This window comes from Sphingopyxis sp. 10G20-10 (genome assembly GCF_057365075.1).
Genome location: NZ_CP195117.1, coordinates 222,011 through 248,808, shown reverse-complemented (window position 1 = coordinate 248,808; position 26,798 = coordinate 222,011). Strand labels below are relative to the sequence as shown.

25 protein-coding genes, 1 tRNA gene and 2 pseudogenes are annotated in these 26,798 nt (G+C 54.6%); 15 read left to right on the top strand and 13 right to left on the bottom strand.

Annotated features, from left to right (window positions below):
• Positions 1 to 18 precede the first annotated feature (18 nt).
• A complete protein-coding gene (locus tag ACR3XE_RS01160; RefSeq protein ID WP_486185854.1) occupies positions 19 to 777 on the top strand; it encodes a competence/damage-inducible protein A in 759 nt (252 codons plus the stop codon).
• On the opposite strand, the gene ACR3XE_RS01155 is transcribed toward ACR3XE_RS01160, so the two are convergent.
• Positions 753 to 1,997 carry an MFS transporter gene (locus ACR3XE_RS01155; RefSeq protein WP_473699395.1) on the bottom strand — a complete coding sequence of 415 codons (1,245 nt, stop codon included), beginning with the start codon at positions 1,995 to 1,997 and terminating at the stop codon, positions 753 to 755. The genes ACR3XE_RS01160 and ACR3XE_RS01155 overlap by 25 nt on opposite strands.
• 274 nt (positions 1,998 to 2,271) lie before the next feature.
• Here ACR3XE_RS01155 and ACR3XE_RS01150 point away from each other — a divergent pair.
• From ACR3XE_RS01150 to ACR3XE_RS01120, 7 genes and pseudogenes are all read left to right on the top strand, one after another.
• Positions 2,272 to 2,838 (top strand): annotated as a pseudogene (locus ACR3XE_RS01150) (integrase core domain-containing protein); the annotation flags it as partial.
• A gap of 234 nt (positions 2,839 to 3,072) precedes the next feature.
• Positions 3,073 to 3,789 (top strand): acetyltransferase, encoded by a 717-nt coding sequence (locus tag ACR3XE_RS01145; RefSeq protein ID WP_473699396.1) that lies wholly within the window; start codon positions 3,073 to 3,075, stop codon positions 3,787 to 3,789.
• The gene (locus tag ACR3XE_RS01140) at positions 3,790 to 4,020 is read left to right on the top strand and encodes an acyl carrier protein (protein WP_473699397.1); all 231 of its coding nucleotides are present in this window, start codon (positions 3,790 to 3,792) and stop codon (positions 4,018 to 4,020) included.
• Positions 4,013 to 4,771, top strand: a complete 759-nt coding sequence (locus ACR3XE_RS01135) for an SDR family NAD(P)-dependent oxidoreductase (protein WP_473699398.1) — start codon at positions 4,013 to 4,015, stop codon at positions 4,769 to 4,771. Before ACR3XE_RS01140 ends, ACR3XE_RS01135 begins: the two co-directional genes overlap by 8 nt.
• Positions 4,772 to 4,774: 3 nt before the next feature.
• Complete coding sequence (locus tag ACR3XE_RS01130; RefSeq protein ID WP_473699399.1) at positions 4,775 to 6,157, top strand: AMP-binding protein; 1,383 nt, start codon at positions 4,775 to 4,777, stop codon at positions 6,155 to 6,157.
• The gene (locus ACR3XE_RS01125) at positions 6,154 to 7,233 is read left to right on the top strand and encodes a LuxE/PaaK family acyltransferase (RefSeq protein ID WP_473699400.1); all 1,080 of its coding nucleotides are present in this window, start codon (positions 6,154 to 6,156) and stop codon (positions 7,231 to 7,233) included. The genes ACR3XE_RS01130 and ACR3XE_RS01125 overlap by 4 nt, the downstream gene beginning before the upstream one ends.
• Positions 7,233 to 8,450: an acyl-CoA reductase gene (locus tag ACR3XE_RS01120; RefSeq protein WP_473699401.1), complete on the top strand. Its 1,218-nt coding sequence runs from the start codon at positions 7,233 to 7,235 to the stop codon at positions 8,448 to 8,450. The genes ACR3XE_RS01125 and ACR3XE_RS01120 overlap by 1 nt, the downstream gene beginning before the upstream one ends.
• A gap of 209 nt (positions 8,451 to 8,659) precedes the next feature.
• Here the strand turns inward: ACR3XE_RS01120 and ACR3XE_RS01115 are convergent.
• From ACR3XE_RS01115 to ACR3XE_RS01085, 7 genes and pseudogenes are all read right to left on the bottom strand, one after another.
• Positions 8,660 to 9,294 (bottom strand): annotated as a pseudogene (locus tag ACR3XE_RS01115) (IS630 family transposase); the annotation flags it as partial.
• 336 nt (positions 9,295 to 9,630) lie between these two features.
• Positions 9,631 to 9,834: an Arm DNA-binding domain-containing protein gene (locus ACR3XE_RS01110; protein WP_473699402.1), complete on the bottom strand. Its 204-nt coding sequence runs from the start codon at positions 9,832 to 9,834 to the stop codon at positions 9,631 to 9,633.
• A gap of 142 nt (positions 9,835 to 9,976) precedes the next feature.
• Positions 9,977 to 10,050, bottom strand: a tRNA-Gly gene (locus tag ACR3XE_RS01105).
• A gap of 21 nt (positions 10,051 to 10,071) precedes the next feature.
• Positions 10,072 to 11,181 (bottom strand): tyrosine-type recombinase/integrase, encoded by a 1,110-nt coding sequence (locus ACR3XE_RS01100; RefSeq protein WP_473699403.1) that lies wholly within the window; start codon positions 11,179 to 11,181, stop codon positions 10,072 to 10,074.
• 240 nt (positions 11,182 to 11,421) lie between these two features.
• On the bottom strand, positions 11,422 to 11,865 hold the full coding sequence (locus tag ACR3XE_RS01095) for a hypothetical protein (RefSeq protein ID WP_473699404.1): 444 nt from the start codon (positions 11,863 to 11,865) through the stop codon (positions 11,422 to 11,424).
• A gap of 73 nt (positions 11,866 to 11,938) precedes the next feature.
• Positions 11,939 to 12,274: a hypothetical protein gene (locus ACR3XE_RS01090; protein WP_473699405.1), complete on the bottom strand. Its 336-nt coding sequence runs from the start codon at positions 12,272 to 12,274 to the stop codon at positions 11,939 to 11,941.
• A 417-nt stretch (positions 12,275 to 12,691) separates the two neighbouring features.
• On the bottom strand, positions 12,692 to 14,827 hold the full coding sequence (locus ACR3XE_RS01085; protein WP_473699406.1) for a bifunctional DNA primase/polymerase: 2,136 nt from the start codon (positions 14,825 to 14,827) through the stop codon (positions 12,692 to 12,694).
• 295 nt (positions 14,828 to 15,122) lie between these two features.
• Between ACR3XE_RS01085 and ACR3XE_RS01080 the strand changes: the two genes are divergently transcribed.
• Positions 15,123 to 15,635, top strand: a complete 513-nt coding sequence (locus ACR3XE_RS01080) for a hypothetical protein (protein WP_473699407.1) — start codon at positions 15,123 to 15,125, stop codon at positions 15,633 to 15,635.
• 457 nt (positions 15,636 to 16,092) lie between these two features.
• On the opposite strand, the gene ACR3XE_RS01075 is transcribed toward ACR3XE_RS01080, so the two are convergent.
• Positions 16,093 to 16,368, bottom strand: a complete 276-nt coding sequence (locus ACR3XE_RS01075) for a hypothetical protein (RefSeq protein ID WP_473699408.1) — start codon at positions 16,366 to 16,368, stop codon at positions 16,093 to 16,095.
• 127 nt (positions 16,369 to 16,495) lie between these two features.
• Between ACR3XE_RS01075 and ACR3XE_RS01070 the strand changes: the two genes are divergently transcribed.
• The 4 genes from ACR3XE_RS01070 to ACR3XE_RS01055 are packed head-to-tail and all read left to right on the top strand — an operon-like array spanning position 16,496 to position 18,936.
• Positions 16,496 to 17,443, top strand: a complete 948-nt coding sequence (locus tag ACR3XE_RS01070) for a CsgG/HfaB family protein (RefSeq protein WP_473699409.1) — start codon at positions 16,496 to 16,498, stop codon at positions 17,441 to 17,443.
• Positions 17,444 to 17,462: 19 nt separating this feature from the next.
• Positions 17,463 to 17,780, top strand: a complete 318-nt coding sequence (locus ACR3XE_RS01065; protein WP_473699410.1) for a hypothetical protein — start codon at positions 17,463 to 17,465, stop codon at positions 17,778 to 17,780.
• A gap of 11 nt (positions 17,781 to 17,791) precedes the next feature.
• Entirely contained in the window at positions 17,792 to 18,190 is a 399-nt protein-coding gene (locus ACR3XE_RS01060; protein ID WP_473699411.1) for a DUF4810 domain-containing protein, read from the top strand.
• Positions 18,187 to 18,936: a GNA1162 family protein gene (locus tag ACR3XE_RS01055; protein WP_486185853.1), complete on the top strand. Its 750-nt coding sequence runs from the start codon at positions 18,187 to 18,189 to the stop codon at positions 18,934 to 18,936. Before ACR3XE_RS01060 ends, ACR3XE_RS01055 begins: the two co-directional genes overlap by 4 nt.
• A gap of 194 nt (positions 18,937 to 19,130) precedes the next feature.
• Here the strand turns inward: ACR3XE_RS01055 and ACR3XE_RS01050 are convergent, their stop codons facing one another.
• The 3 genes from ACR3XE_RS01050 to ACR3XE_RS01040 are packed head-to-tail and all read right to left on the bottom strand — an operon-like array spanning position 19,131 to position 21,313.
• Positions 19,131 to 19,763 carry an SOS response-associated peptidase gene (locus tag ACR3XE_RS01050; protein WP_473700270.1) on the bottom strand — a complete coding sequence of 211 codons (633 nt, stop codon included), beginning with the start codon at positions 19,761 to 19,763 and terminating at the stop codon, positions 19,131 to 19,133.
• Positions 19,764 to 19,820: 57 nt separating this feature from the next.
• On the bottom strand, positions 19,821 to 20,072 hold the full coding sequence (locus ACR3XE_RS01045) for a hypothetical protein (protein ID WP_473699413.1): 252 nt from the start codon (positions 20,070 to 20,072) through the stop codon (positions 19,821 to 19,823).
• Positions 20,069 to 21,313, bottom strand: coding sequence for a Y-family DNA polymerase (locus tag ACR3XE_RS01040; RefSeq protein ID WP_473699414.1), 1,245 nt, complete (start codon positions 21,311 to 21,313; stop codon positions 20,069 to 20,071). The genes ACR3XE_RS01045 and ACR3XE_RS01040 overlap by 4 nt, the downstream gene beginning before the upstream one ends.
• 121 nt (positions 21,314 to 21,434) lie before the next feature.
• Here ACR3XE_RS01040 and ACR3XE_RS01035 point away from each other — a divergent pair, with 121 nt between their 5' ends.
• Both ACR3XE_RS01035 and putA read left to right on the top strand, forming a co-directional pair.
• Positions 21,435 to 22,052 (top strand): SOS response-associated peptidase, encoded by a 618-nt coding sequence (locus ACR3XE_RS01035; RefSeq protein WP_473699415.1) that lies wholly within the window; start codon positions 21,435 to 21,437, stop codon positions 22,050 to 22,052.
• Between the two features lie 656 nt (positions 22,053 to 22,708).
• The gene (putA, locus tag ACR3XE_RS01030; RefSeq protein ID WP_486185852.1) at positions 22,709 to 25,807 is read left to right on the top strand and encodes a bifunctional proline dehydrogenase/L-glutamate gamma-semialdehyde dehydrogenase PutA; all 3,099 of its coding nucleotides are present in this window, start codon (positions 22,709 to 22,711) and stop codon (positions 25,805 to 25,807) included.
• Here the strand turns inward: putA and ACR3XE_RS01025 are convergent.
• Positions 25,804 to 26,730, bottom strand: coding sequence for a tetratricopeptide repeat protein (locus ACR3XE_RS01025; protein ID WP_486185851.1), 927 nt, complete (start codon positions 26,728 to 26,730; stop codon positions 25,804 to 25,806). The genes putA and ACR3XE_RS01025 overlap by 4 nt on opposite strands.
• Between the last annotated feature and the right edge of the window lie 68 nt (positions 26,731 to 26,798).

Below are 26,798 nucleotides of genomic sequence, written 5' to 3'. Positions count from 1 at the left end.
GCGGGCTAAGGCAGGGGCATGACACAGGACCGCATCTGGACCGCCGCTCTGGTGGTGATCGGCGACGAGATTCTCTCGGGCCGCACGCAAGACAAAAATGTCGCTCAAATTGCCAGCTGGCTCAATGTGCAGGGCATCCGCCTTGCCGAAGTCCGCATCGTTCCCGATATCGAAAGCACGATTGTCGAGGCGGTGAACGCTCTGCGCGCGCGCAACGACTATCTGTTCACCACCGGCGGCATCGGCCCGACGCATGACGATATCACCGTCGATGCCATTGCGGCGGCGCTGGGTGTGGGTGTGGTGCATCACCCCGATGCGGTCGCGATGCTCGAACGCTATTATGCCACGCGCGGCGGCGCGACCGAGGCGCGGCTTCGCATGGCGCGCGTCCCAGAGGGCGCCGACCTCATTCCCAACCGCATGTCGGGCGCACCGGGGATTCAGATCGGCAAGATTTTTGTCATGGCGGGGGTGCCGCATATCACCGCGGGGATGCTCGATTCGCTGACCGGCAAGCTGGAGGGCGGACTGCCGCTCCATTCGGTGACCCTCGGCGGATGGGTCGCCGAAAGCGAAGTCGCGACACTGCTTGGCGAGATCGAACGCGCGCACGACGGCTGCTCGATCGGTAGCTATCCTTTTTTCCGCGAAGGCCGGGTGGGTGCAAATTTCGTCGTCCGCTCAACCAATCTGGCCGCCGCCGAAACCTGCGCCGAAGCGATTAGCGCCGGATTGGCGCTGGCGGGGATTCAGGTGACCGCAGGCGGCATCTGACCGGGGTCGTCGGCGCTGCGCGTGATGCGCGGCAAGCGGCGTAGCATCATGATGGCCAACAGGCCGAACAATGCTGAAACAATAAAGGCCGCGCCGGGGAATTGCACCGGTGCTCCGTCGCCGGTGAACCACGCCATCGTGCCCGTCAAAAGCAGCGGCGCGACAAGCGAGCCCAGCCCCATCGCCATCGCCGATATGCCTTGCACCTCGCCTTGCGTCTCGGCCTGCGCGCGCCGTGACATCAGCGCCATGATCGAAGGCTGGATCGCCGATTGCACGACGAAGGGCAATAGCAGCAAAAATGCACCCCAGGTTGTGGTGACAAATGCAAAACCAAGATAGGTTGCGACTGCGATAATGATACCAATGGTCGCTGTGTCGCGCTCGCCAAAATGCGCCACCATCGGCCCGACAACAAACATCTGCCCCACGACCATCATTATTCCGACAGCGGCCAGGCTGGCGCCGATCATCCCGGGCGTCCACCCCAGCTGTGCGATACAGTAAAAACTCCATGTCAGCGGATAAACCAGGCTGGCCATCTGCCACAGCAGCAACACCGTAGCGATGCCACCCATCCCCGGCAGGCCGCGCATTGTGCGCCACGCGCCGAGCGGATTGGCGCGGCGCCAGTCAAAGGTGCGCCGCCGCTCCAATGGCAGCGTTTCGGGAAAGATCATCAGGCCATAAAGCAGGTTGGCGGCCGCGAGAAGCGCCGCCGCAACAAAGGGCGCGCGTGGACCAACCTCGCCCAGAAAGCCACCAATGGCCGGACCAGCTATAAAGCCGACGCCAAAGGCCGCACCGACAAATCCGAAACTGCGCGCGCGTTCTGCCGGCAGGGTGATGTCGGCGATGGCGGCTTGAGCGGCGGCATAGCTGCCACCGAAAACGCCCGACAAGGCGCGGGCAATAAACAGCCATGGCAATGTGCCTACCACGGTCAGCAGCGCATAGTCGATCGTCAGCCCGCCCAGCGACAACAGCAACACCCGCCGCCGCCCGAAACGGTCGGATAAATTCCCCAGAACAGGCGAGGCAAAAAAGGTCGCAACCGCCATGACAAAGCCAATCCACGCCCCCACCGTAATCGCCCCCGGCAAATCAAGCGCGCCGACCTCCATTACCAGTTGCGGCAACACGGGCATGATGATCCCGAAACCGACCGCGTCGATAAAGATGGTGACAACGATAAAGGGGATGGTGCGCGAAGGGGTCACAGGTGTTCCGGCAGCTGGAGGGAACCAAAAATACTAATCAATTTATGATTTTGCTGGGACAAATAACATCAATGATCGATATGGCCCCAATGCGGCCCCCAAAGCGTGATACGAAGACAGAAAGTGAGGCAAAGTCGAAGCACGCCCAAACTACACCATTTGCAGTCAGTAGAGCGCCCGTAAGTTTTTCATACTGCGACATCGACTTCGCTGCCTTACCGAAACTGGGCCGGTGCACGAACCGCTTCGCGGAGAGGCGCAGGTGGCGAAGTTGAAGCACGGCAGGCTCTGGCTGAACGACGGATCGTGCATCCGGCTTCGACCGGAGTATCCCGGACACATGATGGGCGCAAGTATCGGATCCTATCGATCATGGACGAGGCGAGCCGGGAAAGTGTTGCGCTGCCGGTGGTCTGCAAGCTCAAGTGCGATGACGAGCTTGCGGCGTTAGCTGAACTGTAAGTCAGGCGCGGACCACTGGCATATATCCGGTCCGACAATAATGGCCCAGATTCTATCGCGGCCGCAGTGCAGGAATGGCTGGCGAGAGTCGGCGTGAAGACGCTCTACTTTACGCTGCGATGACCATGGGAGAATGGTTACTGCGCAAGCTTCAATCGAGCACTGCGTGATGCAATGCTCAACAGCGAGATATTCTTCTCGCTTTCCGAGACTCAGATCCTATCGAAGCTTGGCGGCGGCATTACAACATCGTCCGGTCGCCCAGCTCACTGGGTTCCAGCTACCGGTATCAGAAGATGCTCCATCGCCAGTGCCGCCCTCCGGTTCTGCTTCGCTCCACATACGGTCAGCACTATCGATGGACGTGCGAATGCATTAACAATCAATGCGGATCACTCGGTGGGGTGGACAGTCCCTTTAGTGGGAGACGGTTTGCAGGCGCCTCGCTTGCGTTAAATTTGCGGACATTTTATGAAACAAAGGATGAAATTTCGACAATACGGCCAGTCACTATGCAGAATGAACAGGCATATAACTTCTCTTTAATTCAATAATTTTATTACAATAAGAAAATTGGAATTTATAAATTTAGTTAGGAAAGATGTATTTATCTATGACGGTAAATTATGTTCTTTGTGGTGGAGGGGACTTTGCAGTAGAGGTTGCAACTTATCTAACAGAAATTGATTGTTGGAACCGACTCGCCATTCATGATGATGGGGTTTCTAAACCGCGCGTTAGTGACATATTGTCGACCAGTATTCCACGAGAGGAAGATTTTGTAAAAATATTATCTCATTTGCCGAAAATACACTCTTCTATAGATACTATCGAGGATATAGATAAGAAGATATTTCTGGTTTGTGTTGGTGACGCTGTGCTTAGGCACAAAATTTTTAACGACCTGAGAGACAAAGGCGTTCGCTTTGGCACTTTAGTTCATCCCACTGCCGTTGTCGCGAACACGGCGGTAATTGGAGCGGGCAGCATAATATGTCCGCTAGCATTTGTGGGTCCGTTCGCTTCAGTTGGTGAAAACAGCGCAATTAATGTAGGCGCCATAGTCGGGCACGATGCAGTCATAGGAGTTTCCGCCGTGTTGTCGCCCGGTGCGAAAGTAAATGGTCGGGCGAAAGTGGGTGAGGCCGCCTTTTTGGCATCTGGCGCTATTTTACACCCAGGAGCGGTGTTGGGTGCAATGAGCAAAATTTCGGCAGGTTCCGTCTTAAATGCATTGACCGGCGATGGCTTCCTTATGCATGGCAATCCGGCAAAAGGCCGCCAGATGTTCAAAATCGATAACTCCACTGAAAGCAGTTTAGGTAAATAAATGAGCGTAGAAGAAAAAGTCGATCAGGTGTTTTTGGCCGTTATCGGCCTTGATCCGTCGTCGAACAAAGACAAGTTGATATACAACGAGATTCCAGGTTGGGATTCTGTGGCGCATATGGCCTTGGTCGCTGGGTTGGAGGATGCGTTTGATTGCATGCTCGACATGGATGATATTCTGGATATGAGTTCATACGACAAAGCTATCGAAATCATGACAAAATATGCTTGATTATCTCGATCTTAGCGGTCGTGTTGCGGTTGTCACCGGAGCGTCGCGTGGGATCGGTTACAGCGTTGCCGAAACATTGGCTGCGCATGGTGCCGATCTTGTTTTGGGCGCCCACAAAGCCGCTGATGAACTGGCGGATGTCGCGCAAAAGCTTGCAGATATGCATGGGGTGAGGGTGCAATCATTAACCGGTGATATTGCCGATCCTCTAACGTCTGCAGCGCTGGTAAAGCTGGCATTTTCTACTCATAAACGGCTTGATATTTTCGTGAATAATGCTGGTATTTTGCGCGATGGTCTTATTGGTATGGTTTCGCCTGCCGATATCAATACTACGATCGGTATCAATCTTTCGGGTGTGCTGCATGGCATTCAGGCGTCGGCTCGGCTGATGGAGCGTGGCGGCGGTGGTTCGATCATAAACATGACTTCGATTATTGGCCGTTTCGGTAATCGCGGTCAGCTTGCCTATGGCGCTTCCAAAGCGGGTGTCATTGGCGCAACACTTTCCGCAGCCAAGGAACTGGCGCCAAAAAATGTCCGCGTCAATGCAATCGCGCCAGGCTTTATTGATACCGCTATGGTGCAGCAAATTCCACCTGCCATGTTCGAAGAGCGGATGCAGTCGATTGGAATGGGGCGCATCGGAATGCCGGAAGATATTGCACATACCGCGCTTTTTCTTGCATCAGATCTTTCCCGTTATGTGACAGGGCAGGTGATTGGCGTTGATGGCGGTATGGTTATCTGACCAATGGCAGGCCCGCGTGAAAATGTCCCTTTTCTGTATGGAATAGACAATGATCGGCTTGCATTGCAGGACGATGCCGGCGCTAGTTGGATTAACTATGGCGCACTGAAGGAGAGAGCGGAGGAGTGGGCCGACCGATTGGCTGGAGAGCGGGGGCTAGTCTTTTTATTTGCACGCAACGACGTAGAAACCGTGGCAAGTTTTTTTGGCGCGCTTGCTGGCAATCACGCCGTTGCATTGTTCGATCCGGCGCTGTCCGATGACATGCGCAAAGGGTTGGCAGATGTCTATCGCCCGCAATGGATCATCGACACAGCGGCTGAGCCTGCCGCTCAATCGTGCGTCAATAAATCAGAGAGTATCGACAAGAATCTTTCGGTACTGCTCTCGACATCGGGATCGACAGGGAGCCCGAAACTCGTCCGGCTGACACTGGATGCTGTTCAATGCAATGCGCGTGCGATCGGCGATGTATTGAGAATCGGCGCTGATGATGTCGCCTGCGGGCACCTGCCATTGCATTACTCTTTCGGACTGTCCGTGTTGACCAGTCATTTGCTGCGCGGTGCCGCTATTCGATTGACAGAGATGGGATTTACGGACCGGGCCTTCTGGCCTGCAATGCGTATGGCAGGCATTTCGCATTTGCCGGGCGTCCCGTTTCATTTCCAGATGTTGCAAAAGCTAAACTATCGACGATTGAATATCCCCTCGCTGAAGTGCTTGACTCAGGCGGGCGGTTTTCTGGATGTTGATGCTCGTCAGCAGGCTTATGATTTTATGGAATCTGTCGGTGGTCGCTTTTATGTAATGTATGGTCAAACAGAAGCATCACCGCGCATGACGACTTTAGCGCATGAAGATTTTCCGTTTGCGCCTAGATCTGTAGGCACTGCGCTGCCGGGCTGCGAAATATCTATTGTTGACCCTGATGATCAGGGCCGTGGAGAAGTTGAATTCAGCGGACCGAATGTCATGATGGGATACGCCGAAAGTCGCGCTGACCTTGCTCTTGGCGATGACTTGAAAGGTCGGTTGGTAACCGGTGATGTCGGGTCACTTGACCACAACAAAATTCTGACCTTGGTTGGCCGATCAAAACGGTTCAGCAAGATATACGGCTTTCGTGTCAATCACGACGAAATCGAGACTTTTGCCAATCAGTTTTGTAATGCGGCCGTCACTCAAGAGGGCGACAATCTTCTCATTCACACAGAACAGACATCGAACGCGCAGGCCGATGAGCAAACACGGTATAATTTGCTGGCAGCTTTAAAAGAGCGCTACACTCTTCCAGCTAGTTGTTATAAAATGGTTTCCTTGCCTGCTATCCCTAGAACGGAGCGTGGTAAAATTGATTACACCGCACTATCTAAGACGCTATGAATAGTGATCTAACTCAGGCCATTTCTGCCGTACCCTATTCTGTGAGTGTGACCGAAAGGGAGGATCTGCTCCTGCGCGGTCTCAACGGACTAACTGCCCATCACTATGAACATTGCGATGCCTATCGCCGTATCATTGACGGAGCATGGGATGGCAGAACAAGGTCAGACAGTCTTGCCGACGTGCCCTATCTGCCGGTTTCGCTTTTTAAGACACAAAAACTACTTTCCGTTGCGGACGCAGACGTGCGAGTAACGCTTACCTCCAGCGGCACCACGGGGCAGGCGGTTAGCCGGATTTTCCTCGACCGGGACGCATCTGCAAATCAACAGCGCGCCTTGGCCAATTCGTTGATGCACGTACTCGGAAAAAAGCGCCTGCCCATGCTGGTGATAGATACCGATGCGGTGTTCAAAGATCCGAAAATGATGAGTGCGCGAGGGGCAGGGGTCTTAGGAATAATGCGCTATGGCCGCGAACATTGCTTTGCTTTGGACAACGAACTTGCGCCTGATTTTTATGCAGTCGAGCAGTTTCTGACCAAATATGCAGGCCAGCCATTTTTCATTTTCGGTTTTACATTCATGGTCTGGATTAATTTTTACGAACAATTCAAGAATGCCGGTCTGGATTTATCGAACGCTGTTTTGATTCATTCCGGCGGATGGAAAAAAATGGTCGAGCGGTCGGTGGACAACGCTACATTTCGTGCCGCCTTGAAACAGGCCTTCGGTCTTGAGCGAGTCCATAATTTCTATGGCATGGTAGAGCAGATAGGTTCCATTTTTCTGGAGGGGCCGGGTGGGTTGCTCTATCCGCCGAATTTTGCAGACGTTATCATACGTGATCCGGTGACATGGAAGCCCATGGAGGTCGGCGGAACAGGCGTTATTCAAACGCTATCGTTGCTGCCCAGCAGTTACCCGGGGCACAGCCTGCTTACCGAAGACATCGGCTCGATTGAAATGATTGATCCCGGCACGGACGGCTGGATGGGCAAGGGGCTTCGCATCGACGGACGTGTTGCAAAGTCCGAGTTGCGGGGGTGCAGCGACGTGATTGCAACGGCCGCATAGTGGCGGGGATCTGGCAACCACATTGGGTGTTGTGTGAACCCGATGCGATAGTCGCGCGCGCGGCGGCCATGACCTATCGATCCCGTGAGCCGTTCTGCGATACGGCGCTTGCCTTGCTGGGCGATATTTCAAGGAAAATCCTCAAAGACCCGGCGTTTCGCCGTGCTCCTCAATATGTGGCGTTGGCCTATTGGCTCCGCACCGCTTCGCTCCAAAAGCTTCGCGAAACTTTTGCCAGTGATGGAATCGGCGAGGGGCGGCAAGTGGCGCGCGGAGTCGCATTGCACTTGCCTCCTACTAATGTCGACACGATCTTTGTCTATAGCTGGGCGCTGTCCGTGCTGGCCGGAAATTGCAATATTACGCGTCTTACCGAAACGCTGTCCCAGGACGCGCAATGCCTAGTGACTGTGATAGCGCAAACGGTGCTGGAACATGGCGATGCCGACAGACAGATTTTCTGCTCTTACCCCTATGGAAACGAAACAGAACAACAGCTGTCGGCCCATTGCGATCTGCGCATGATCTGGGGCGGTGATAAAAAGGTCGGCATTGTTTCGCGCACGCCGATCCGCCCTGATGGTTTGAGCATCGGATTTCCCGATCGCAAATCCCTCGCGATGGTTTCAACTGAAGCCTATAAAATGGCAAGTGTCGCGGTACGAGACGAATTGGCGTTGCGGTTTTTTAACGACATATTCTGGTTCGACCAAATGGGCTGCGGATCGCCGCGGCTCCTGATCTGGCTGGGTAAGAACGATGGTGTTTCCGATGATTTCTACGATCGCCTCGGCAAGGTGATTGTGAAGAAGAATATGACCGTGGATCCGGGAGTGGCGATCGCCAAACTGGCGTTGGGTAATGACATGCTGGCCGAGGGCGTGTCGCAGAAGCAGTCGGTGTATAGCAATGAATTCATCGTCAATCGCGCGATAGAACCGGACCGTGCTTTGCAACAATCGCAAGGTGGGGGCTTTCTTAGTGACTGGGTCATTAGTGGTATTGAAGAAATTTCGCCGGTAGTGACCCGTAATGTGCAGACAATTACCCATTTCGGCTTGGATGGCGATGATTTAGACCGGCTAACCTGCGCTATCGCTGGCAGAGGCGGATATCGTATTGTTCCGATTGGCCAAGCGTTGCAGTTTGAGCCGACTTGGGATGGGGTCTCTCTTTTTCAGCACATGACCCGAAGAATCGTAGTTCGACAAAATTGAAGACGGTCTGGGACCACTCAATTTTACGTGACGGGCAATAAGGAAAATCAAATTGAGACTTCAAACAAAACCGTTGTGTGCCCAGCCTGTCATCGCTTTAACTGTGAGGTAAAGGCAATACGCCCAAGCATCGAGGTTCACCAATGCCTTGATTGCGAGCTGGAATTCGTCCCCGTCATGGTTGAGGATGTTATACCAAGTCCCATTGATCAGAACTCATGTGTCCATGGACGGAGACCGATGGACATGATTTTCCAGGGTTGATCGACGAGTTTGTTCCAGGCGAAGCAGCAGTGATCGACGATATCGTCGTAGGATTTGAAGATGCGGTTGGAGAGCCAGTTGTCGCGCATGAACTGCCAGACATTCTCGACCGGGTTCAACTCGGGGCATCTGGGCGGCAGCGGCATGAGGGTGATGTTGGCGGGGACGACCAGTTCGGCCGAGCCATGCCACCCTGCCTGATCGAGTATCAAAACAGCATGCGCACCCGGCGCGACGTGGAAGGCGATCTCCTCGATATGCAGGCTCATCGCCTCACTGTTGCAGCGGGGCAAGACGATGCCAGCCCCCTTGCCCTCGGCGGGGCAGATCGCACCGAAGATCCAGGCCGAAGCTCTGCGTTGATCTTTGGGCGCTGAGGGCCGAGTTTTGCGCTTGGCCCAACGGCGGGTGAGCTTGGTCTGCTGACCGATCCGCGCCTCATCCTGCCACCACAACTCTATCGGTGTCCCTGGGGGGAGGCTTTTGCGGATTTGTGCCAAACGGGTGGGAAAGTCTTTTTAAAAGCGGCAATATCCTCAGGGCGCTGCCCCTGATGGCGTGGCCTGGCCGACAGCTTGCGACACTGAATCAGAAAATCAGCAAAATAGGAATCCCCTCAGCGAGTCAACATCAATGGGACTTGGTATAAGGCATCGTCAGCGACTGACTTCCCTTGCCTTCAATTTTACGGACCGCAGCCAGCACGTCGGTCGGTTCTCTCATTGATTGCAAGCTGTCCGATAGACCCGTTCAACAGCGACAAAAGATACTCGCTGCGGCTTGGGGTTGCCGGTGCCATGCTTTTTGTCCGTCGCGCCTCCGTTGGGCGCAATATTCAGCGGCAATGGCGGTGAAGCTATTTCCGGTATCGATTCGGACGCGCACCTTGTCACGCTGTTTCGCGCGCGAGGGGTCTTTACCGTTTCGCGCGCGAGGGGTCTTTACCAGCTGCAAGCAATTCGCGCGCTTCGTCGCGCCGCCTACGCACCTCGCTCAAGCTGACATCGGGATAGGTGCCAAAGCCCAGCTTTTTCTCGCGACACTCGATGCGATATTTTGGCCGCCATAATTTCCCGCCGGAAGGCTGGACCAACAGGAACAGGCTAGGGACATCGGCCAATTAATATGGTTCCGTCTTGGGCTTCGCATCCCGAATCGCAATATCAGCCAACACCAAGAGTTATGCCATTCCCGCTTGATATGTCCTCCACTGTGGCCACCAAAACAATGTCACATCACGCGAAAGTCAACGAACGGGGAAATGGAGCGGGTGAAGGGAATCGAACCCTCGTCGTAAGCTTGGGAAGCTTCTGCTCTGCCATTGAGCTACACCCGCATTTCAATGGCTTAGCCATTATCATGCGATTTGTTTTGCTTTTTGTTTTGCCGCGATGCGTTGGGCCAATGCCATGCGTGACCGAGACTCGTCAACATAGACCTTGCGGATTCCGCTGACGCGCTCTTTGGACCATGCCATTATTTCGGCTGCCTCCTCATCGGTGAGCGCACATTCTGTGAGCAGCATAGTGCAAAAAGTGCCACGGACATCGTGCAGATGTTTTGATCGGACCAGACCATCTTCATCGACATGGACGATATTAGCCAAATTTCGGATGCGATTAAATGAACCACCGAAACCACTTTCGCTCCATGGCCGACCGTAGCTATTTACAAGCACATTATTCACATCTTCACAGCGATAACGTCCGCGAAGCTCTTCCAACAATTCAGACAAAGCTGCTGTGATAGGAATTATTGCTCGCCGACGTCTGCCCCGACTTTTCTTCAGCGCAGTCTTGTTTATTGCGCATTCGTCGATGTGATCAAAGGTCAGTGTAACAAGATCTGCCAGCCTGAAGCCTGTAAGCGCAGCCAAACGGAGGCCATCTGCTATCCAAGGCTTCCCATCTGACGTGGCGACTTCAAGAAATCCATTCATGTCCTCGGGCAGCCAGATGATCTCCTGTCTGTTTCCGCCCCGGTAAAGATGTGGGATGCCTGATGCTACGTTGATCGATATGTCCTGGCCGTTGAGAATAGCCCATTTCAGAAGCGAAGAAAGCACTGTGATGCCAATGTCGGCAGCACGTGGAGTATCTTTGCGGCTGTTTCGCCACTTGACGATCTTTGCCTTCATGCGCGGGTCATTCCAGACGGCAATCGGGGCATTCCCCCATTTGGCTTCGATGAGGTCGAGGTGAGAGCGCCAGAGCTTTTTAGTCGATGCTGCGAGTTGACTCCATTCTGGGCTGGCTTGCCAGCTACGGATGACTGACAAAAACTTGCCAGTAGCGGGTGGATTTTCTCGCGCTGCCAGCGCCTCAGCGAGTTTTTTAGAAGCCATGGCGTCCAGAGATGGTTTTCTAGGCCCAATGTGTTTCATGATGCAGGGGCCGCCCTTGTAGGCATAGACATACCAACTGATCGGCTTTCCGTGTCTTGCTCGCTTTATGAATTGAGCAGCCATCAGAGCCGTTCTTCCCAACGATCAAAATCGTTCGCGATCTGGGCAGGCTCTCGGGCTTCCCAAACACGGATATTTCCTTCCGGAGATACTTCTATGCCACAAATGTCGAGGCCGCATTTCCGTGCAGCGTTTACCGTCTGCTCGATTTTTGCTTTGGTTGCATATTGTCGGTGTTTCATAGAGAAATTTAATCGCAACTATGGGGTGCAGCGTCGACAGCGTTTGGAACGAGTAACAATGTTACGGCTGCGGATTTCTCTGAAGTTCCTGCATGCAGGCGCGCTTTTCGATTTCCGCATCTAGTACGGAAATAGCCTCAGGCGGTAAGATCCGATGATCCAGGATGGTCCACTCAAAAGGCTGCTCGTCCTTGGTCCAGATCAAAGTATGCAACATTGATTGCACATGACCTGCAATGCGTGGGTTAGCGCCAGAGTGGTCATCGGGGTTGTCAATCAGGTTCGCGGTCCACGTCAATCGACAGGGGCTGCTGTGGCAATGGCCGAATGCTCCAACGGTCAGGTTGAAGTCGATCTCTCCGCTGTAAGTAAGCCGGCTGTGCAACTCGCGAGGTAAAGGCGGCAAAGGATCGGTAGGCTCGAGGCCGAATGCTCGCGCTAGTTCTTCGGCATTATCGAGTGGCAGTCGACGGACGAGTTCATTTATTATGTAATCTGGAAGCATGGGTGTTCCTTTACGCGTGCGCTGAGAAGCCGCCACAGATAGACGGGCTTCATTGCGACAAATGTGGGTGAGATCAGCGTGCGCTGAGTGTGACTTGGTCGGCGACCTCGGGTAAATATTCCAACGTGAGGTTTAGGACGCGCAAGTCGTCGATCAGCTGTCGTTTTTCTGATCCATCGCGATCAGGCTTTTCAAGATCAGCCTCGAACATAATCTCGAGCTTCTGGATCACGGCTGCGATTGTCGGAGCCTCAAGCTCCAGCAGTAGGTCCTGTTGATCGGCAATCTCGTGACGGATTGCATCGACTTCACTGGTCGGCGCTTGGGCCAGTTTCAGGTTCAAATTACAATATGTGTTGAAAGCAAATTCCCATGCACGGGCACGGGCGCTAAGGGGCTTGGTAGCCATCGACTCGATCCTCCTATGATCAGTTGGTGTGTTAGGGCTCGAGTGCAGTTGGCGCTGCATTCGGGTCCGTTACTTAGTTAGTTGGCGAGGAATCTTGAATCAAGTCCGCGCATCTTAAAAGCGGCTTGGTAACATTGTTATGCTGCATAAAAGGCCGCTAATACGGCAGAATTTCAGTGCACCATCGCATTTTGATCTAATTGTCTATCTACTAACTATTGATTGGAAAATATATATAAAAATGCAGATAGAAAACCAAGACGCTCCATCTTAATGGACCATCTTGGTGAGTTTTATAATAGACTATCTAGACAGTCAGACATTTTTATTCATTCGTGCTGAAATCATATTATCTTAGTTCATAAGTCATGCCAGTTAATGATATTTAATCACCTTTTCATATAGTATAATTATACATTAGTTATGTGTTGAAATTCTCATAGGCGAAACCCCTATGGTTGTTGGCAATAGAGGCAAATCCGCGAGCCAGCTCTTCTCCGCCAGATATTCCTCAACACGCTTATGTGGGGATACCGCTTGCCAAAATTCAACGTGGCGAATAGCCCACAAGCTTGGACGTTCGCTAGTTCCAACAAATCGAAAATGTCCAGTCAATCCTTGCCTGATGCGGTGTTGACCAAGATCAACAGCCCCAATTTTGCGCAAAGCACTCTGGACAGCATTGCGGTTCGTTTTCGGTAGGCGGCTATTTACCGCATCAATTACTTGCGCGAGTGACACCAAATCCACTGTGAACGGGGCCACGCGCTCATCAATCATGGCCAACAGCTCCTGAACAACTGGCGTACGGCTGCTTGCTATGAGTGCCGCCTTTGCGCCGGTCATTGGTGGGCGCGCGGACGCGTGGAAACCATCCAGATCAACCGTGTCCAGATATGACCGGATAACACCGAGATTTGCGCGCCACCATTCGCTAAACTCGCAGTAGTAGGAGGCGTCACGGGGTACAGCGTTGCTGTTAATAACGAAGAAGCGGCGGTCTTCATTATCGATGAGCAGCGGGACATCTAAGTTAGTAAGGAACACGAAGGTTGCCATGTTAGGGACTTCGCGAACATCTTGATACAAACGCCGGACGGGTGTGACAGGGGATGTGATCATATCCTTCATAGAATTATATGCCTTGCGGCCTACACCGAAGTTAATTTCTTCCACCAAAACAAGCAGCTTGCCTTCAATATAGGATTGGTAAGGGCCCTCAATCTCCTGCGTCGTTGCTTTACGACAATTGCTGGGTCCGATGAGATGGAACAGGATTTCCAGCAAAGTAGACTTTCCGATCCCATGAGCCTCGCTCCCGAAAAGAAGGGCGTGATTCAGCTTCACACCAGGCTTGCGAACGAGGTGAGTCATCATTTTGAGAAGATGACGCCGCTCATCGACATGGGGCACAAGATATTCGACGAATTCCTTAAAAGGCGTCGCGTCGCCCTCTTCGGCAACAACATCTGAGGGGTGATAAGTGTTTAACCAGCTGCGACCATCAGCAGTGAAAATCCCTGGCGGTTGAAGTGGATCGAAACCAACGTTCTGGATTTTATCGATATAGTTAAAATCAGTGAGGAATCGGGTGATATTCCCCTTCTTGAGTGGCAGCAGATGGTTAAACTCTGTACGAAAAGCTTGCTGGCTCAGCCACACGCCGCTTTCGAGGTGAAGAAACTGATCAGCCCCCGAAACGTAAATCCAGTCCTGCGCTAGTTTAATCCATAGTGTGGGCGTCTCTTTCCCGCTGTGCCAAGCACTCTCAAGTGTCGCTGCGATTTCTCCGTCATTCAAGCCAATCGCAATAGCTACGGTGGTGAGCTCTTGAGCATATGGAGCCCAATCCTCATTGGCTGCGGAGACGTCGCAGGCCAGGCATGCGGCGACTTTGAAGAGGCTGTCATTTCGCTCACCCTCCACTGCGGATCCTAGGTCGGCTTTTGCGGATTCTAAATGTGTTTTTATCCAACGCCCAAAGCGGGAGTTCGTCACGAAACCGGACTTCGAACGGACTCCCGTGTCCCGTATGTGGCGGGGCTTTTCGCTCGTAAGTAGTTTACGGAGCACTTCTGGCATCGGTGCGAATGGCGTCTCGACCGGGGACACGATCCATTCATAAGTCGTGCCGCCCGGGTGGATAGATCCAGCTCCGACGACATATCCTCGGTCGCCACGGACATCCAATTTTTTGCCTCCAACTTTCACGGCGTTGCGAAGACCAAATGCAGGTCGCTGGAAGTAGTAGTGGCGCCCGCGGTGAGTTCGGACGCAAGGTGTGGGAGGCAAGTCTAGAGTATCGACAAATTCCTGAGCCTCAAGGCTGTCTACATCCAGGACTACAACACCGCTCGGTTCGCCACAGGCGACGCCGATATTAAAATCGCTCGCATCCCATGCTGCTAACTCGTCAGCCGTGGGTTTGCGTTCGCAATATGCTGTCCAAGATTTTACCGCAGGAGTCTTGTCGCGAGATTTTACAGGAAAGACACGTAGGCCGTTAGAGTGCAGTTCGGTAAATCGTTTGTTGTCTAGGTTATTGGTATTCAACTTCTATATCCTCATAGTGTTTACAGAGGATGTCCATTTACTATTTACGCATGTAATATCCACATCACATTGGTAGTTAAACATTGTTATACTGTACTTCACTCCTCCCACACTTTTCTGCAATGTTTGGAGTACGGCGCGATTGGTCGATCCGGGGACAGATATCGACCGTAGGTCGTTTGCAATGCCGCGGGTCGAAAATCGATGTGTGTTAGTAGGTATCTTCCACGCAAAGACTGCGCCACAGGTCCATACTTCGGAGATGTTGCAGGCGTTAGCTGATCGGGAAATCCACATGCCCGCCCGTTTTGACAAGTACCAACTCGATATTGCGCTAAAGCAGACTGGTGATCTCCAGTCGTTGGGTCGGATGGTATGGACACACCGCGACGGCGAGGGATCGAGTGGCCGGGTTGATATCAGGCAAGCGGTAGTGGCCATCGTGAAGGATGCAGGCGCGCCGATTACGACATCGGAATTACGCCAACGGCTGATCGCGGTTCGTGGCATTAATGAGGGAATGCAATTCAGTGTGGTTGATCCACTAATCAAGCTTGATGCTCAAACTTGGGGGCTTAATAACAGGGACATAGATCTAAAGCGCACCGAACAGACAGAATTTCATGAAACCGTAGTTCAGGCACTGAGGGATCGAGCCGAACCCCTTGGATTTCAGGAAGTTGTCAACCTTTCTCCTAAGCCAGTGCCGGAAAGGGCGCTTCGCTGCCTTCTCTACCTTGACGATCGGTTGCGGATTGACGGTTCTAGGCAGGTCTCGCTGACTGAGTGGAACGAGTTAAGGACGTAGTAAGATCGATTAGGGTGGCGACCCACGGAATGTTTGACTGAAAATCCTCATCCTATCGATCTAATAAGGATTATTATGAAAACAATTCGCAAAAAATCTTTATAATTTGGCGGATTATTGAATTTTATGAAGCTGAATTATCTCACCTAGGGCTCGTGTGCCCGTTCTCCATTATCAGTGCTCCGAGTTGTCTAGCGACGAATGCATCGATCAGCCACCGCATCAGCCTGAGTCATTTTGCAGACTTTGGATCACTGAAAAAAGTCGGCTCAGAGGCTGTTTTAACTGCATTGAGAAGGGTACGACCCTTTAAAGACATTCTGGTTGGAGATGATGGATAACAGTTGCCGGCTTCTTCCATGAAAAATTTCGTGATTCTTACAAAACAAATCGAATTTTAATCAAAAAATCGCGCGTGAGCGTTCTTGCCGCGAACAAGGCTCTGATGCGTGTTGTCTCAAGGACCCGGACAGTGAACTGCTTCAGAAAGACTCACTCGTAGAAGCTGCTGGTGTCGACCTTCGCTCGAACGTCGTGAGCGGTCACCCTCAACGGATCGTTTACGCTCAGCTAAAATCACTTTCGATAACACGAGCACTTCGTCTACTTCAGTTCCCTCAATCCCAATTTTGCTATGGCCGAAATCAAAATCGAACAGCGCGAACTTATCCAACATAAAACCTTCAAGCATGGGCGTTTGCGTCACCGTATGTCCGCCGCGCCAAATCAACAAAATGAGAACTCCATAGCCCCGTCTGTTTCAAGGCATCACGTGTAATAAAATTTTTGACGGTGGACTCTAAATGACTTGCGATGTTTAGATTGTCTCGATACTGGGATAGAAACAACTTGGGGGTAATATGAAATACTTGGCTCGTTTGGCAGCATATCTTTTGCCGATGGCTTCTCTTGTTGGGCCTATCCCAACGGCTGATGCGCAAACCTCGGTGGCTCCAGTCGAAGTTGCAGTCAATCCAGCTTTGGAACAGGGGCACGCCAAGGCACTGAAGACTAAAATAGCGGTCGGCCGCTTCTCTAACGAGACCCGTTATGGCCAAACGCTACTTAGGGATTCCGACCTTGACCCGCTTGGGAAGCAAGCATCTGACATTTTGACGGCATATCTTATAAAAACTGGGAAGTTCCTAGTATTTGAGCGCCCAGACCTGTCGAAAATTGAGCGTGAACAACAGCGTGTTGGGGACGCAGACACCGTCGCAGCGGACACGTTGATTGTTGGTTCTATTGTAGAGTTTGGCAGAACCGAAGATGGCCAACGTGGGTTATTTAATAAAAAGCGTGTTCAACGTGCCCGAGCGAAGGTCGCCATTCGATTGGTCGATGTTCGAACCGGGCTTGCCTATTTTTCTGCCACTGGATCAGGTGAAGCGGATACTGAGAGTAAGACTACTCTCGGCCTCGGCAGCACATCCAAATATGATGGAACCTTAACTGATAAGGCCCTCTCCGCTGCTGTTGAGGACATGTTAGAAGAGCTGGTAAATCAACTTTCAGCTCGTGAATGGAAGACAGACATCTTATCAGTGCAAGATGGCCAAGTATTCATTGCCGGTGGGTTACATCAAGGATTGTCCGTAGGCGATCGGTTGAAGATTGTGTCTCCTGGCAAGACTGTGAGGAGTAGTCAGACCGGCTTCGACATACAACTGCCATCCACTACGGTTGGAGAGCTCGTAGTGACTTCCCTGTTCGGTAATTCAGAAACCAATGAGGGAGCAGTCACGAGAGTCGTAAGCGGATCGATCGCAGACATTGATCCTAAGAATCTGCTGGTTGTAGCCGAATAAAAAATTTACGGGGGCGATAATGTTAAAATTCATACGTGTGCCGATTGTGGCGTCTGCGATGATTGTATTGATGGGTTGTGGCGCGATGCCGCATCATTCTGTCGTTAGAGCAGATGCGCCATCATCGCTGTCATTCTCGGATGTGCCGTCTGGCGCCGCTGTTGTTATAGATGGACGTGATCCAATCTTCCTTTCAGAACAGAACTCATCACTCATAGTGACAGATGGAGTTCACGACGTGATGGTGACGGTGGGGACGCAGTCGATTTATCATCAGAAAGTCTTCGTTCAAGACGGGACCAAAAAAATCATCAATCTAGACGATACAACGCCGTAAATGGGGGCATTATGAAATTTTCTATACTACTATGTCTAGCTACGGTGACATTATCTGGCTGTGCGACCAATCATACAATGTATGAATGGGGAGACTATACTCATTCCTTGCTCAGCTATTACAAAACCCCTGCTCAGGAGCTGCAATTCTCTCAGAAGTTAAAAGCTGACATCGATAAAGCCGAAAAAGATAAAAAGGTTCCACCTGGTCTCTACGCGGAATATGGATACACACTCTACGATCTCCAAAAGCCAGAGGAGGCATTGGTTTATTTCCAGAAGGAGCATGATGCTTGGCCCGAGTCACGCTTCCTGATGGAGAAACTGATCCATCGTATTAGCAATCAGCCACCGGCGGAAACTATCACCGATACAGCGATATCCGCAGAAACCTCAGGGGATGGGAAATGAAAAAGTGCATTTTGTTGGCCCCTCTAGTCATTCTAATGTCGGCATGCGCCACCATTCACGTTCCTCCGAAAGATTACACAGCGTTTGAAGCAGCGGCCCCACGTTCAATTTTGATTGTCCCGGTAATCAATCACTCCAATGAGACGCAAGCTGCTGATCTTTTTTTAACAACCTTGGCAGCTCCCTTGGCTGAAAGGGGATATTACGTCTTTCCGACCAATATGTCGAAACAGTTGATTGAGGGGGAGGGCTTGGCGGATCCGGGATTAGTGCATGCTGCCCCGACGCCAGCCATGGCGTCCTTGTTCGGAGCCGACAGCGTTCTCTATGTAGAAATTCTTAATTGGGAAGCGGACTATAAAGTAATATCTTCATCAACAAAAGTAAAATTCCTTTATACATTAAAGGAAGGTCACACCGGAGCATTGTTATGGCAAGATGAACAAGAATATATTTACGATGCATCCGCAAAATCTGGAAATATACTTGCCAATCTGATCGCAAACGCCATCACTTCTATGGTGAACAATGGGCGGTCTGATTATACTCCTGTAGCTATTCAGGCAAATTCTTTAGCTCTATTTCCTGCTGAGCAAGGCATTCCTTTTGGTCCATACTCACCAAACATAAAGCAAAACCGCAAACTCTTTCCTGAAACAGGGTCAGGGAAAGTTTCGAATGCCGAAGATGTGGCAGTGTCTTATCCAGTGCAGGCATCCAGTTCTGAAGGTGGTGATGGGAAGTAGTCACATTTTTGAATTACCAGTGGATTACTACTGATAAAATTGCCTCTCTATGAGTTCGTTCATAGAGCACTGTGCAACTCTGCCTAAAGCCTCATTTTGCGTTACGAGGGGTCTCTACGGGCATGTTAGGGGCTATCGGGATTTTAGCTATCTCAGCATGTTACGGGCGAACCTGAACCCGAGAATCTTTGGCTTCACCTCCAAAGAGCAGTTGTGCGATCAACCTCCAGTTGCGTAGCCGGATATTGTCGAACCAAGGCCATGGCGTCGTCGGCAGGCGCATGCAGCCATGCGTCCTGATCAGCAGCATGAAGTATAACCGGCATACGGTCATGCATGTCCCTAAGCTCCTTGGTCGCATCGACCATGACGCCGGTGAAGCAATCGCCCCATTCATCTGATGGACGCCATAACCCCGCCCATGCAGGTAGCTCCTGATCGGCCACGCTGATCCATGTGCGGGTCATCCGGCCCTTCTCCCCTTCGGCCTCGGCAAAAGCGGTAAAAGGGATGAGGCAACGCTGCGCAGGCGTCTCAAACCAATGTTTCCACATGCCGGTGCGCAACTTGTCATCGCGGGCGTTGTTGACGGGTCGCGGCTTGGCAACCTTCCCCTTCGCCTCGGCGCGTATACGCGCCTCTGCCAGAACCAGCGGAAATCCCCAGGTCATTTGTTGCACGATGCGCTCGCCGTCTTGCTCCCTGACCACCAAGCCGGGGTATTGGGGATAGACCTCAGCAGGCGCGTTTATGCCAGACGCGACCTTGGCGCGGAATGTCTTCGCCACTTCTGCGGCGCTGCGGTCGGCCAGATAGAGATTGCACATCAAGCAATGATGCGCGCTCACCCAAGAGAGTCAATCGTGACCAATCGATTAGCCCCCTCAGGCAATGCCGCCAACGAAGCCTGCCGTGTCATGATCGGCCGGCATGGCCATGCGCATGGTGCCATTGCACCCGCGCTGACGGCAGCGTGCGCGCCGTTCGACATCGCCGAGCGTGAGCCGCAGCGACCGTTTGCGTGCCAGAAGTTCCTCTCCGGTCAGCCAACGCAGATGGCCGCATTTCCGACAGGTCAGTTCGATGCGCTCACCCGGTTCAAGGTCGAGTATCTGGATATTGGTCCGCCAGTTCACCAGAAGTCCTCCCCGCTCGGAATACGGGTGAAGCTGATTTTGCCGCCGACATTGCCTCCCGGCGGCGGTTGCCAGAAGCCGACGCTGGCGACGGTCTTGCCATATTTTATATTCAGCCGGTCGAGCGCCATCCCCAGCCGCTCCCATCGTTGCCGTTCGCTGTCGTCATCCAATAGAAAATCTAGCTGGCGTGCATTGGCGGGGGTCAGATCACCTAGCGTGACGCCTACCCTCATGACCTTGGTCTTGCCGCTGGTTTTCGCCATCACACGGTCCCACAGCGTCATCAACGCACGCAGCACCGCCTGATCGTCGTTCACCTGCGGCAAGGTAATAATCTCGAACCAGCTGCGATCGAATCCTTGCAGCCAGAGTGACAGCGAGGCGCAATAATAGCCCGCACGACGCACCCGCCTTGCCGCCTTGACCAGCAACAGCCGCGATATGGTGCGGGCATCGCTTAGCGTCCGGGCATCGGGCGGCAACACGCGGGCATGACCAAACATGCCGCGCTCGGTTGGTGGGGCCTCTATGTCATAGCCATGCAGCGCATACCAAAGCCGCTCGCCGGTCACATTGCGCCAAAGCGCGCGGGCATGTTTGGGCTGCATGGCCAGAAACGCCGCCGTGTCGGTTATCCCCGCACGTATCAGCCGCTTTTCCATCCTGCGACCAATGCCCGGTATATCCTCCAGCGGAACGCGCAGCAGCGGCCCCGGCATATCGCCCGGTCGCCAGATCGTGAGGCCGTCGGGCTTTTGCGTGCCGCCCGCTATCTTGGCGAGGTGGCGGTTTGCGGCAAAGCCAATAGAACAGGTCACGGCAGCGCCGATATTATAGCGGATCGCGCGCTTGATCGCCGCTCCTATCGCCGCAGGGTCGGCGCGCTGATCCTCATCCAGTCGGCAAGACAGTTCATCAATCGACTTCACCTGATCGACCGGAACAACGGCGTTGATTTCCGACACCAGCGCATTGTGGGCGCGCCGGTATAGGTCGGGCTTTTGCGGAACCAGCACGATGTCGCGGCATATCCGCTGCGCTTCATCGACCATCATAATATTCTTCACGCCGCGCGCTTTGGCCTCGCGCGAACAGGCGATGATACAGCTTCGCCCGCCGACATAGGGCACGACGCCAACAGGCCGCCCGCGCAATGACGGGTCGCGCAACTGCTCGACCGACGCAAAGAAACCGTCAAAGTCCAAATAGAGGTGCTCAATGGTGGCTGGCTGTCGCATGGCTCGATTCGCAAAGGGAGCCTCTAAGTGGAACATAAGAGGAACATTGGTCAAGCGTCATGCGACAAGCGAATGGCGGCAGGTGCGTTGACAGACGAGCCAAGCGCGTCATCATCGCTGCATGTGCAATCTTTACGCCAACAAGAATAGCGCGCAGGAAATCGCCGATCATTTTCGGGCAAGCGTGCCGACCGGCATCAACGCCCCCGGCGAAACCTACCCCCAATATCCCGGCTTGGTCGTGCGCGAAGCAGACGGAAAACGCATCTTGCAGCAAATGACCTGGGGTTTCCCATTGCGCCTCAAATCGATGAAGCCGGACAGCAAGCCGAAGCCGGTCAACAATGCCCGCGATGACAAGCTGCGAAGCGGGATGTGGCGGCATTGGTTCGAGACACCGGCCCAGCGTTGCCTCATCCCCTTTTCCGCTTTTGCCGAAGCCGAAGGCCCAAAGGGCAAGATGACGCGCACGTGGATCAGCGTTGTTGATCAGGAAATAGTAGCTTGGGCCGGACTTTGGCGACCGACCGACGTGTGGGGCGATTGCTATACCGGCGTCATGGTCGATGCGACCAAAGAGCTATGGGATATTCACGACCGAATGCCGGTCATTTTGCACACCGACGATCACGATATATGGCTCAATGCGTCCGCTGATGAGGCGATGGCGCTCGTCACTCAATATCCCGCCGATAGATTGGCCGTCGAACGCACCAGCGAGGCGTGGCGGCGAGTTTAGAGCAGCGATCAGCTTGAGATGTCTATACCGCCTCTTGGGCCAGGAGGAAACTGTCCGGTATGCGGATCCGGCACAGTTATTCCGGCCATTCAGCAAACGACCCAATTGCTGTCATCGCGTTCGAACTATTCGATACACTCGCGACAAGCCGTCCAAGCGCGAATGACCGACATGAGGCGTGAAGCAATTATAGATGTGTTGCCGATTTAAAGAGTCCGGACCCAGTTTGCCGATCTTAATTTTCTGACATCCGTTTTGCGAGCGAAGCTCACAAAACGCTCTGATCGACATATATCCTGCGAATTTTGGACAAGCGCATCGAACATGGTCATGTCTTGCCTCCAGTTCCAATAAGTTTTGCCCTAAATACACAACCCATTGAAACAATTTGGAAGTTTCAGTATCAGTTTTGCTGAGAAAACGTTGAAAACCAGCCAATTACAGAAGCTTGGGAAGCTTCTGCTCTGCCATTGAGCTACACCCGCGCGGGAAGGGCGCATGGCATAGGGGTTGCGGGGGGTCAATTACCAAAGCACGGTCTGACGAACACAATGTCCTGACCAAGCAATATTGTTACCCGAATCCGCTAGCCGGGCTCTGCTGCAGTTGCTATGGAAAGGAGCCTTTATGGCCCTCCCTCTTCGAAAGCTTGCGCTATGTCCGATTTCGCCACTGATCGTGCGGCTATCCGCGCCCTTGCCCGTCGCAGCGAGGAGGTGATTGTTGCCGATCTGCGCGCCACATTAACGCGCGTTCCGGCATCGGTTGATGCGGTGACGCGGCGCGGGCTGGCGTTGATCCGCCATGCCAAGGCTGATGGTGAGCGCGAGACGCTCGTCGCCTCTCTGATGAATCGCTATCGGCTGTCGACCGAAGAGGGCGTGGTGCTGATGTGCCTCGCAGAGGCGCTGTTGCGGGTTCCAGACAATGCCACCGCCAACGCGCTGATCCGTGACAAAATTGCGGGGCGGGATTGGGCCGAAGAGGATGGCGCCGAAAGCCCGCTGATCGTGTCCCTGTCGTCGCGCGGGCTGTCGCTGGGATCGGCGACGCTGATGCTCGATGCGATCGGCAGCAAGGCCAAGCCGCTGACGCTGCTGAAAGCGATGGTCCGCCGCTCGGGCGAGCCGGTAATCCGTCAGGCGGCGCTCGCCGCGATGCGGCTTTTGGGTCAGCAATTTGTGATGGGCGAAACGATCGAGGCCGCGGTCAAGCGCGCCGAAAAGAACAAACAGGAACTCGCCAGCTTTGATATGTTGGGAGAGGCGGCGCGGACCTCGGCCGATGCGGCGCGCTATCATGCCGCCTATACCGCCGCCATCGCGCGCATCGGGCGCGATGCCAAGCGCGGTGACCCGCAAGTGAATCACGGCATTTCGATCAAGCTGTCGGCGCTTCATCCGCGCTATGAATATCTTCAGTCGGCCCGGATCATGAGCGAACTGGTGCCGAGCGTGCTGACACTGGCGCGCGCCGCGCGCGCCGCGAACATCCCGATGATGATCGATGCCGAGGAAAGCGACCGGCTGGAACCGCATATGGATGTGTTTGCCGCGTTGATCGACGCCGGGATTGCCGATGGTTGGGATGGGCTGGGCATCGTCGTCCAGGCCTATCAGAAACGCGCCCCCGCCGTGGTCGAATGGGTGATCGCGCACGCGCGCCGCCGCAAGGTTAAGGTTGCACTGCGGCTCGTCAAAGGGGCCTATTGGGACACTGAAATCAAGCGCGCGCAAGTGCTGGGGCTCGATGATTTCCCGGTGTTCACCGCCAAGACGCACACCGACCTCAATTATCTCGCCTGCGCCGCGCTGCTCCGCGATGCGCAGGATTCTATCTTCCCCGCCTTTGCCAGCCATAACGCGATGACGTTGGCATTCGTGGCCGAGCTGTTTGCCGGTGCCGATTATGAACTGCAACGGCTGCACGGCATGGGCGAGGGCGCGCATGACGCCTTTGTCGCTTTGTCGCCGCCGCCGCGTCCGGTTCGCGCCTATGCGCCCGTTGGAACCCATCGCGACCTGCTCGCCTATCTCGTCCGTCGTCTGCTCGAAAATGGCGCGAACAGCAGCTTCGTGCATCAATTTTCCGACCCCGATGTGACCGCCGAGGAACTGGCGATCGATCCGCGCAATGTTGCAAGTCCTGCCAAGCCGGTGATCGCGACCGGAGCGGAGCTGTTCAATCCCCATCGGCGCAATTCTCGCGGCTATGATTTGGGCGAACCGGGCATTGCCGAAGCGTTGATGGCCACCATCGCTGCCGCACGCGACACCACGCGCGTTGCGACCCCGATTGTGTCGGGGCGGGCGTGGCCGGGCATTGTTGAACCTGTGCTCAACCCCGCGACCGGCGCGCTGGTCGGTGCTTTTGAAGAAAGCGACATGGAGGCGATCGATACAGCGGTCGCCGCTGCGCGTGCGGCACAACCTGATTGGAGCCTTGCCGGCGGAGCCTTTCGCGCCGAGCGGCTGGAACGCGCCGCCGACCTGCTAGAGGAACGCGACACATTGTTCCTTGGCCTTGCGATTGACGAGGCGGGCAAGACGCTGGCCGATGCGGTCGCCGAAGTGCGCGAAGCGGTCGATTTTCTGCGCTATTATGCCGCACAGGCGCGCGCCGATTTCACCCATCCGGTCCTGCTTCCGGGTCCGACGGGCGAACGCAACGAGCTGATTTTAGAAGGCAAGGGCGTGTTCACCTGCATCAGCCCTTGGAACTTCCCGCTCGCCATTTTCATCGGTCAGGTTGCCGCAGCACTGGCGGCGGGTAACAGCGTTCTCGCCAAGCCCGCCGAACAGACCCCGTTGATCGCCCACGCCGCGACGCAATTGCTCCACGAAGCGGGCGTGCCCGGCGACGTGCTGCACTTCCTGCCGGGACGCGGTGAGACTGTGGGTGTGGCCTTGACCAGCCAGGTCGATGTCATCGGCATTGCTTTCACCGGCTCCACCGATGTCGCCAAGGCGATCAATCGCGGCATCGCGATGCGCGAAGGGCCGATTGGCACGCTGATCGCCGAAACCGGCGGCGCCAATGTGATGATCGTCGATTCAACCGCGCTGCCCGAACAGGTGGCGCGCGATGCGGTGGCCGGGGCGTTCCAGTCGGCAGGCCAGCGCTGTTCGGCGCTACGCTTGCTGTGCGTACAGGAAGACGTCGCCGACGCGATGATAGAGATGGTTGCGGGCGCGATGGCCGAATTGAACGTCGGCGATCCGTCCAAATTGTCGACCGATGTCGGACCGATCATCGACGGCGAGGCGCAGGCGACTATTGCGGCCTATGTGGATATCGCACGGGCAACAGGCCGCCTGATGGTCGAGGCCGAACGCTGCGAGCTGCCGGGCGGTGGGCGCTTCATCCCGCCGGCGGTGATCCGGTTGGAGGCCGTTACCGATATGCGCCGCGAAATTTTCGGCCCGGTTCTGCATATTGCGACATGGAAGGCCGGCGAGCTTGACGACCTGATCGATGCGATCAACACGTCGGGCTTTGGCCTGACGCTGGGCGTCCACACCCGCATCGACAGCATCGCCGCGCATATTGCGGCGCGCGCCGATGTCGGCAACGTCTATGTCAACCGCAACCAGATCGGCGCCATCGTCGGTTCGCAACCCTTTGGCGGGCGCGGCCTTTCGGGCACGGGGCCAAAAGCGGGCGGTCCGCATTATCTGTACCGCTTCGCCGACGAAAAGACGATCTCGACCGATATTACGGCGGCGGGCGGCAATGCGGCGTTGATGGCGGGTTAGGCCCCCGGCACGCCCAGCATTTTCGCCTGCGCCTGCAATCGCGCTGACGCCTCAGGATTCGCGGCAACCGCATCTTTCAGCGCCTTCGCCGCCTTGCCCGATTCGCCCAGCGTCATGCGGCTGCGCATCAGCATGATCCAGCGGTCGACATTGGCGGGGTCGGCCTTCAGCTTGGTTTCCAGACCGTCGACCATGCCCGCGATCATCGCGTCCTGCTGACCTTTGGGAAGCTGCGATGCGGCCTCCATGTCACTGCGCGAGGGGCCGGGGATGGCGCGCGCGGCGACGGGCAATTCCTCGGGTTTCAAGGCGCGTTGCTTCGTTCCCGCCAGCTTGTTTGCGACCTCGATCTTGTGGATCTGTCCGACCTGTTCGATGGTGCGGCGCAGGTCCGGTTCCCACGGCGCGCCTTGCGGCGTATCGGCCAGCAGCGCCAGCCAGTCGTTGATCGCGCCCTGATGATCGCCGTCGACATCTTTTTTGACCGCAAGGAAGTAACGTGCACGCGGATCCTTGGCATTCAGACCCTTGGCCTTGTTGAAATCGGCGAGCGCTGCGGGCGGCATCGGGTCGCGTTTGCTGTCCATCACGCGCGCTTCGCCCAGCGCCGACCACAGCCCCGCCGACTTTGGGGCTAGGCTTGTTGCCTTTTCATAGGCGGTGACGGCACCGGCATAATCGCTCATGTCAAACCGCGCCGCGCCCAGCGCCTGCCACGCGGCGGCGCTGTCGGGTTCAGCGCGGGTGCGCGCCTCTAATGTGGCAAGCTGGCCCGAGGGGCTGGGCGGCGTTTCGGCGATGACCGGAGCCGGTGATTCAGCGGAATCGCGCCAGACCGCATAGCCTATCGCACCGATCAACAGGATCAGGGCCGCGATTAAAATAGTGCTGTTGGTCCGCGTCATGCTATTGGCGTCGCTCATTTTTGTCCTTTCGGGTCGGGATAGAAAAAATCCCGGTGTCGGGCACTGCCCGCTTGCCTTTGTTCGTC

Bases quoted from the DNA above. Each gene is read 5' to 3' on its own strand.
- ACR3XE_RS01160 (WP_486185854.1), top strand. From the start codon at position 19: ATGACACAGGACCGCATCTGGACCGCCGCTCTGGTGGTGATCGGCGAC.
- ACR3XE_RS01145 (WP_473699396.1), top strand. From the start codon at position 3,073: ATGACGGTAAATTATGTTCTTTGTGGTGGAGGGGACTTTGCAGTAGAG.
- ACR3XE_RS01140 (WP_473699397.1), top strand. From the start codon at position 3,790: ATGAGCGTAGAAGAAAAAGTCGATCAGGTGTTTTTGGCCGTTATCGGC.
- ACR3XE_RS01135 (WP_473699398.1), top strand. From the start codon at position 4,013: ATGCTTGATTATCTCGATCTTAGCGGTCGTGTTGCGGTTGTCACCGGA.
- ACR3XE_RS01130 (WP_473699399.1), top strand. From the start codon at position 4,775: ATGGCAGGCCCGCGTGAAAATGTCCCTTTTCTGTATGGAATAGACAAT.
- ACR3XE_RS01125 (WP_473699400.1), top strand. From the start codon at position 6,154: ATGAATAGTGATCTAACTCAGGCCATTTCTGCCGTACCCTATTCTGTG.
- ACR3XE_RS01100 (WP_473699403.1), bottom strand. From the start codon at position 11,181: ATGGCTGCTCAATTCATAAAGCGAGCAAGACACGGAAAGCCGATCAGT.
- ACR3XE_RS01095 (WP_473699404.1), bottom strand. From the start codon at position 11,865: ATGCTTCCAGATTACATAATAAATGAACTCGTCCGTCGACTGCCACTC.
- ACR3XE_RS01090 (WP_473699405.1), bottom strand. From the start codon at position 12,274: ATGGCTACCAAGCCCCTTAGCGCCCGTGCCCGTGCATGGGAATTTGCT.
- ACR3XE_RS01080 (WP_473699407.1), top strand. From the start codon at position 15,123: ATGCCCGCCCGTTTTGACAAGTACCAACTCGATATTGCGCTAAAGCAG.
- ACR3XE_RS01070 (WP_473699409.1), top strand. From the start codon at position 16,496: ATGAAATACTTGGCTCGTTTGGCAGCATATCTTTTGCCGATGGCTTCT.
- ACR3XE_RS01065 (WP_473699410.1), top strand. From the start codon at position 17,463: ATGTTAAAATTCATACGTGTGCCGATTGTGGCGTCTGCGATGATTGTA.
- ACR3XE_RS01060 (WP_473699411.1), top strand. From the start codon at position 17,792: ATGAAATTTTCTATACTACTATGTCTAGCTACGGTGACATTATCTGGC.
- ACR3XE_RS01055 (WP_486185853.1), top strand. From the start codon at position 18,187: ATGAAAAAGTGCATTTTGTTGGCCCCTCTAGTCATTCTAATGTCGGCA.
- ACR3XE_RS01050 (WP_473700270.1), bottom strand. From the start codon at position 19,763: ATGTGCAATCTCTATCTGGCCGACCGCAGCGCCGCAGAAGTGGCGAAG.
- ACR3XE_RS01040 (WP_473699414.1), bottom strand. From the start codon at position 21,313: ATGCGACAGCCAGCCACCATTGAGCACCTCTATTTGGACTTTGACGGT.
- ACR3XE_RS01035 (WP_473699415.1), top strand. From the start codon at position 21,435: ATGTGCAATCTTTACGCCAACAAGAATAGCGCGCAGGAAATCGCCGAT.
- putA (WP_486185852.1), top strand. From the start codon at position 22,709: ATGTCCGATTTCGCCACTGATCGTGCGGCTATCCGCGCCCTTGCCCGT.
- ACR3XE_RS01025 (WP_486185851.1), bottom strand. From the start codon at position 26,730: ATGAGCGACGCCAATAGCATGACGCGGACCAACAGCACTATTTTAATC.